Raw genomic sequence first — 6000 nt, forward strand, 5'->3', positions numbered from 1 at the left:
CCATGCTGGGAGCTTGACCCTGCGTCATGGTCAAGCGGCGCGGGGGACGGATCTCGCTTCCGCCCTCCGCGCGCCGCTCGACCACGACGCGGCGGAGGATCTCCGGCTTCGAGGCCGGCCGAGTTCAACGCAGCAGTGACCGCTCGGTGGGTGCCAGCCGCAGCCGTTGCGATGGCCCGGCCAACCGTTGCGCGAGGGCAGGCAGCACGTCCTCGTGCCAGCGCACTGAACGCTGCAGGCGATCAAGGTGATCGTGGAAGTGGCTCTGGCCGGTGAACCGCGCGAACCACACGAAGACCTCCTCGTCCGCCCGCACCGGCAGGGCGGGGAAGGTGTTGGGGGAGTGTTCGGAACGCAGGTACGCCAACGGCTCGCCGCCCGACTCGGCCAGTACGGGTCGCACGCACCGCTCGTAGAACTCGACGAACGCCGCGTCGAACGGGGCGCGGCCGTACCAGATCGTGGCGACGACGAGTGATGACGGCGCCGCAGCCGGCTCGCCGGGGGCCGGCCTGCTCCCCATCGGCGCCGGGAGGCCGCTCGCAGGCGAGGCCGGCCGCAGTAACAGGACGTCGTCGGAGTCGATCATCGTTGCGTTCGCCTCGTCCCTGCGTGCCCGCCAGGTCGGCCCGGAGTAGAAGCTCTCCAAGGCCTCCGCGCGGCGGGGCATGTCCTCGAAGCCGCGGAGCCAGACGAACCGGTCAGGGTCGTCCAAGTCTCGGAACTGCCCCAGGACGGTCATGCCTGCCGCCTCTTGGGTCTCGACGAACTCCCGGTCGAACAGGTCGATCAGGACGTCCCGCTGCCCGGGGCGCAGCGTGTACTGGCGCAGCTCGACGATGGGACACCGTGAGGCCTCCATCTACTCTCCTCCTGAGTGGCTGGAACAACAGTTGTTACAACAAGGGGCGTGGCGACTGCCTGGCGATCGGACGGATCGGCTAGCCCACCAGCGTCTCGCGCAGCACGTCGGCGATCGACGTGCCGGCGAGCTCCTGGCGCATGGCCTGTTCGGCCCGGCCGTAGACCTTGCTCAGGGCGGGCCGGATGCCACGGCCGACCGGGCACTCCAGATTGGGCTCGGTGCGGTGCAGGCCGAACGGCTGCTCCACGTCGACGGCGTCAAGCACCTCGAGCAGGGTGATCTCCTCCGGCGCGCGGGCGAGACGCCAGCCCGCGCCGGCGCCATGGCGCACCTCCACCAGACCGGCCCGCCGCAGGTCGCCCAGGCTGCGCCGGATGATCACGGGGTTGGTGTTGACGCTGGCGGCGACCTGGTCCGATGTGAGGACCTCCTGGCCACGGCGATGCGCCAACGCCAGCCACGTCAGCGCGTGCGTCGCTACGGTCAATCGGCTGTTGGCCCCCATCACCACCTCCTCGCTGTAACAGCTTCCATTACACCCAGGTCCGCGGTCAAGCCTCATGACCGCTCAACACCCCTCATAACCGGCGTTATGGGGGGTGTATCGTGGTGACCTCCTCAGGGATCCCCGGGAACCACCCCTACCCGAAAGCGAACACCCATGGGCGAGAACCAGCAGCCGGCTCCCCTCCGCCCTCATCAGCTGCGCGTCTCACACGACGAGCGCGAAGCGGTGGTGGAACGGTTGAACACGGCTGCCGCCGAAGGGCGAATCGACTTCAGCGAGCTGGAAGCCCGGCTGGACCGGGCACTCAACGCCAAGACGTACGCCGACCTCGCGCCTCTCACCGCGGATCTGCCGCAGGAGGTTCCGGCGGAGCCGCTCGTCATCAAGGGAGGCATGAACGGCGCCGCGCGGACGGGGCGCTGGCGGGTACCCGCGCAGATCACCGTGTACGGCGGCATGGGCAGCGTCAAGCTCGACTTCACCCGGACCGAATGCCGGTTGCCGGAGATCGCGATAGAGGCGCACGGGCAGATGGGCGGTGTCACGATCATCATCCCCGACGGGTGGGTGGCGGACACCTCGGAGATGGACCAGGGCATCGGCGGCTTCAAGGACAAGACCACACCCGAGCGCCTGCCCGGAACGCCGCGGATCCGGCTCGCCGGCGACGGCGGCGCCGCCGGCGTGGTCATCCGCCACCCGAACAGCTGGGAACGCCGCGTACAGCGGCGCAACCAGGAGCGTTGAGCGAGCCGAGCGCGGGAGAGCGGAGCTTCCCGACGAGGTGCACGACATCGCGAAACAGAGCAAGACATCGGCCGGCGCCCCTCGGGCCGACGGCACACCCCAGTAAGGAACCACGCGATGAGCACCTCGCACGCCTTCCCCCTGAAGCCCGTCCCGATCCACGTGTCCGACGAGGTCCTCGATGACCTGCGTGCCCGCCTCGCATCGACCCGTCCGCCGCTGGACGAGGGGAACGAGGACTGGTCCTACGGCGTCCCCGGCAGCTATCTCCGCGGGCTGGTCGCCTACTGGCGGGACGGCTACGACTGGCGCGCGGCCGAGGCCGCCATCAACGTCCACGAGCACTACCAGGTGAGCGTCGACGGTGTCCCGGTGCACTTCATGCGCAAGCCCGGCCGCGGTCCCCGTCCGATCCCGTTGATCCTCACCCACGGCTGGCCGTGGACGTTCTGGCACTGGTCGAAGGTGATCGGCCCGCTCGCCGACCCCGCCGCGTTCGGCGGTGACCCGGCCGACGCCTTCGACGTCATCGTGCCGTCTCTGCCCGGTTTCGGTTTCCCCGGCCCGCTCACCGGCTTTCCGGACGTCAACTTCTGGAAGGTCTCCGACCTCTGGCACACCCTGATGACCGAGACCCTCGGGTACGAGAAGTACGTCGCCGGGGGTTGCGACATCGGCGGGATCGTCTCCAGCCAGCTCGGCCACAAGTACGCCGACGAGCTGTACGGCATCCACATCGGCTCCGGGCTGCCGCTCGACTTCTTCAACGGCCCCCGTGCCTGGGACTTCGCCCGGAACCGGCCCCTCACCGACGACCAGCCCGCCGATGTGCGTGCCCGGATCATCGAGATGGACCACCGCTCGGCGTGCCATCTCGCCGTGCACATGCTCGACGGCGCCACCCTGGCCCACGGGCTGAGCGACTCACCCGCCGGACTGCTCGCCTGGCTGCTGGAGCGCTGGAACGCCTGGAGCGACAACGGCGGCGACGTCGAATCCGTCTTCACCAAGGACGACCTGCTCACCCACGCCACGATCTACTGGGTGAACAACTCCATCGCCACGTCGATGCGCTACTACGCCAACGCCAACCGCTACCCGTGGGCCCCCGCCCACGACCGCACCCCGGTCGTGCAGGCGCCGGTCGGCCTCACCTTCGTCACCTACGAGAACCCGCCCGGCATCCACACCGCCGCCGAGCGCGTCCAGGCGTTCAGGACCGGCCCGCAGGGCGACTGGTTCAACCATGTCAACGTCAACGCCCACGACCACGGCGGCCACTTCATTCCCTGGGAGAACCCCGACGCCTGGGTGAACGACCTGCGCCGCACCTTTCACGGCCGCAGACCCTGAACGACCTCGTCGCTGCGGCCCTCACTGTTGAACGACGATCGATTCGGCGGAGAGCGTGACTTCAACGGTGATGTGCGGATTGTCCGGCTGCGGGAGCTGAAGGCCACGCTTGAACTCCTCGGCATCGTCTGGCATCACCTTCGGCTGAACGGTGACCTTGACATGGCCGGTGTCGTCATCCGGGTGCGCCGTCATCGTGGCCACCTCGGGACGGGATCGGAGCCAGGAGACCACCGTGTCCTGGGCCTGCCGGAGCTCCGAGGCCGAGAATCCCTTGCCGCCGATCAGGGTGACCTCCATGGGGAGGGTTCCGGCCAACGCGATCGCGCGAGTCGGGACGGGACCCTTGAAGCCGATGCGCAGCCCCCGATGGTCGTCGACGTACCTGACGCCGGAGATCTCGTCGGGGAACTCCGCATGCAGTTTGTCGATCACCGCTCTGTTGGACGACTGTGAGCCGAAGCGGTCGATGGCCTCCTCGTAGGAGATGCCCTGCGATCTGGCGATGGCCCCGAGGTCGACCAGTTCGGCGTAGGGGATGCCGTCGATCGTCACGTCCGGGTCGGTCACCGCAGGGTCGTAGCCGTCGAAGTCCGTCGGCTTGGGCGACGAGGTGGCAGCCACCCTGGTCGCGTACCGCTTGATGACCTCCTCCAGGGGCCGGCCCGACGCCGCGGCCTCTCGTTTGAGCCGCTCCAGGGTGGGCCGATGCGCCTTGGGCTGATCGGCCCGCGGCAACACGATCGTCTCGGTCCCGGCCACGGTCGGTACCGGAGCGGCACCGGGCTGGCCGCAGGCGCACAACGACGCGAGCACCGCGATGACGGCCAGACGCGATCTCTTCATACATCAGGGACGCGCCACCGGCCTGGAAAGTTCATCCAGTCACCCATCCGGTACGGCGAAGCCCACTCGTCGGAGTGCCCCTGCAGCAGCAGGGGCCGGGGTCACCTGGCTGAGGTCAGGACGCATGGGCCGGCGCCGACGCAGAGGCCGGTGTCGGCCTCGATGCGCATCAGGTCCTGCTCACCAGGTGACCGGGAGTTCGTGGGCGCCGTAGATGACGGCGTCGTTCTTGAACGGCAGATCCTCCGTCGGTACGGCGAGCCGCAAGGCAGGGATGCGGCGGAACAGCGTGTCGAAGACGATCTGCAGTTCGGTCCTGGCGAGGTTCTGGCCGAGGCACTGGTGCGGGCCGAAGCCGAAGGCGAGGTGGTGGCGGGCCCCGCGCTCGATATCCAGCTCGGCCGGGTTCGTGAACGCCGCCGGGTCCCAATTGGCTGACAGGGCCGAGACGATGACGCCCTCGCCGGCCTTGATGCTCACCCCGCCGATCTCCACGTCCTCCGTGGCCAGCCGGGAGGTGACCCCGTCGGCGATGGTGAAGTAGCGCAGCAGTTCCTCCACGGCCATGGGCGTCCTTCCCGGGTCGGCCTTGATCAGGTCCAGCTGCTCCGGATGGGAGAGCAGGCCGACCACGCCGAGCGAGATCATGTTCGCGGTGGTCTCGTGTCCGGCGGTCAGCAGCAGGAAGGCCAGGCTCACCAGGCCCGCGTGGTCGAGAGCGCCCTTCTGGCGTTGCCGGGCGATCTGCCGGCTGAACAGGTCGTCGCCGGGTTCGGACTCCTTGCGGGTGACCAGGTCGTCGATGTAGGCGCGCAGTTCGGCGAAGGCCCGCCGGCGGTCTTCGAGCGAGGTCCGGCTCACCATCATGGTGGTGCGGCTCTGGAAGAAGTCGTGGTCGGTGTAGGGGACGCCGAGCAGCTCGCAGATCACCAGGGAGGGCACCGGCAGGGACAGCGCCTGGACCAGGTCGACCGGGTGCCGGTCGGTGGCGAGCATGCCGTCGACGAAGTGGTCGACGATGTCCTGGATGCGCGGGCGCAGCGCGGCCAGCCTCTTGACGGTGAACTCGCTGATCACCGGGCGGCGGGCCGCGGCGTGTTCGGCGCCGTCCATGCCGAGCATCAACGGCGGTTGGCTGCGGAGCTGCTGCAGGGTCGCCGCATCGAGGGTGAAGAGCGGGAACCCGTCCTTGCGCTTGTCGGAGGAGAAGCGGGGGTCGGCGAGGACGGCCCGCCCTTCCTCATGCCCGGACACCCACCACGCCTCGCCGCCGCTGGTCAGGCGGACCTTGCTGATCGGCGCCCGCCCGCGCAGCTGCTCGTAGGCGGGGGGCGGGGCGAACGGGCAGCCACGCTCGACCGGCAGCTCCACGTCGGTGAGTTCGACGGTGACGCTCTTCGTCATGAAGGACCTCCAGTAATGGATGTGGCGGAGTTCGTTGTGCTTGTGGCGGCCTCGGCCGGTGCGATCGGTACCGGCTTCCAGGCCTGACGGGACGTCCCCGCGTCCGGCCGGGACACCCGTCTGGTCCAGGCCGCTTCGAGATCGCGGGCCGGCTCGTCGTTGGTGTTCATCGCAGGGTGAGCGGGGTCTCGGATGCGATGCGGGTCAGCTTGGCCGGGTTGCGGACGTAGTACAGGCCGGTGATGCGGGCGTCCTCGACCCGGACCGCGATGACGCC

6 protein-coding genes are annotated in these 6000 nt (G+C 69.1%); 2 read left to right on the forward strand and 4 right to left on the reverse strand.

The window, feature by feature from the left end:
• Positions 1 to 124: 124 nt before the first annotated feature.
• Both ABGB14_RS42365 and ABGB14_RS42370 read right to left on the reverse strand, forming a co-directional pair.
• A complete protein-coding gene (locus ABGB14_RS42365) occupies positions 125 to 862 on the reverse strand; it encodes an NIPSNAP family protein (RefSeq protein WP_347649530.1) in 738 nt (245 codons plus the stop codon).
• A 79-nt stretch (positions 863 to 941) separates the two neighbouring features.
• Positions 942 to 1370 carry an Rrf2 family transcriptional regulator gene (locus tag ABGB14_RS42370; protein ID WP_347649531.1) on the reverse strand — a complete coding sequence of 143 codons (429 nt, stop codon included), beginning with the start codon at positions 1368 to 1370 and terminating at the stop codon, positions 942 to 944.
• 156 nt (positions 1371 to 1526) lie between these two features.
• Here ABGB14_RS42370 and ABGB14_RS42375 point away from each other — a divergent pair, with 156 nt between their 5' ends.
• Positions 1527 to 2120 carry a DUF1707 domain-containing protein gene (locus tag ABGB14_RS42375; RefSeq protein WP_347649532.1) on the forward strand — a complete coding sequence of 198 codons (594 nt, stop codon included), beginning with the start codon at positions 1527 to 1529 and terminating at the stop codon, positions 2118 to 2120.
• Positions 2121 to 2237: 117 nt separating this feature from the next.
• Positions 2238 to 3473 carry an epoxide hydrolase gene (locus ABGB14_RS42380; RefSeq protein WP_347649533.1) on the forward strand — a complete coding sequence of 412 codons (1236 nt, stop codon included), beginning with the start codon at positions 2238 to 2240 and terminating at the stop codon, positions 3471 to 3473.
• Between the two features lie 21 nt (positions 3474 to 3494).
• Here ABGB14_RS42380 and ABGB14_RS42385 read toward each other — a convergent pair whose 3' ends face one another.
• Complete coding sequence (locus ABGB14_RS42385) at positions 3495 to 4319, reverse strand: hypothetical protein (RefSeq protein WP_347649534.1); 825 nt, start codon at positions 4317 to 4319, stop codon at positions 3495 to 3497.
• 180 nt (positions 4320 to 4499) lie between these two features.
• The gene (locus ABGB14_RS42390) at positions 4500 to 5723 is read right to left on the reverse strand and encodes a cytochrome P450 (protein WP_347649535.1); all 1224 of its coding nucleotides are present in this window, start codon (positions 5721 to 5723) and stop codon (positions 4500 to 4502) included.
• Positions 5724 to 6000: the final 277 nt, after the last annotated feature.

This window comes from Nonomuraea sp. B10E15, assembly GCF_039871615.1.
GTDB lineage: Bacteria > Actinomycetota > Actinomycetes > Streptosporangiales > Streptosporangiaceae > Nonomuraea.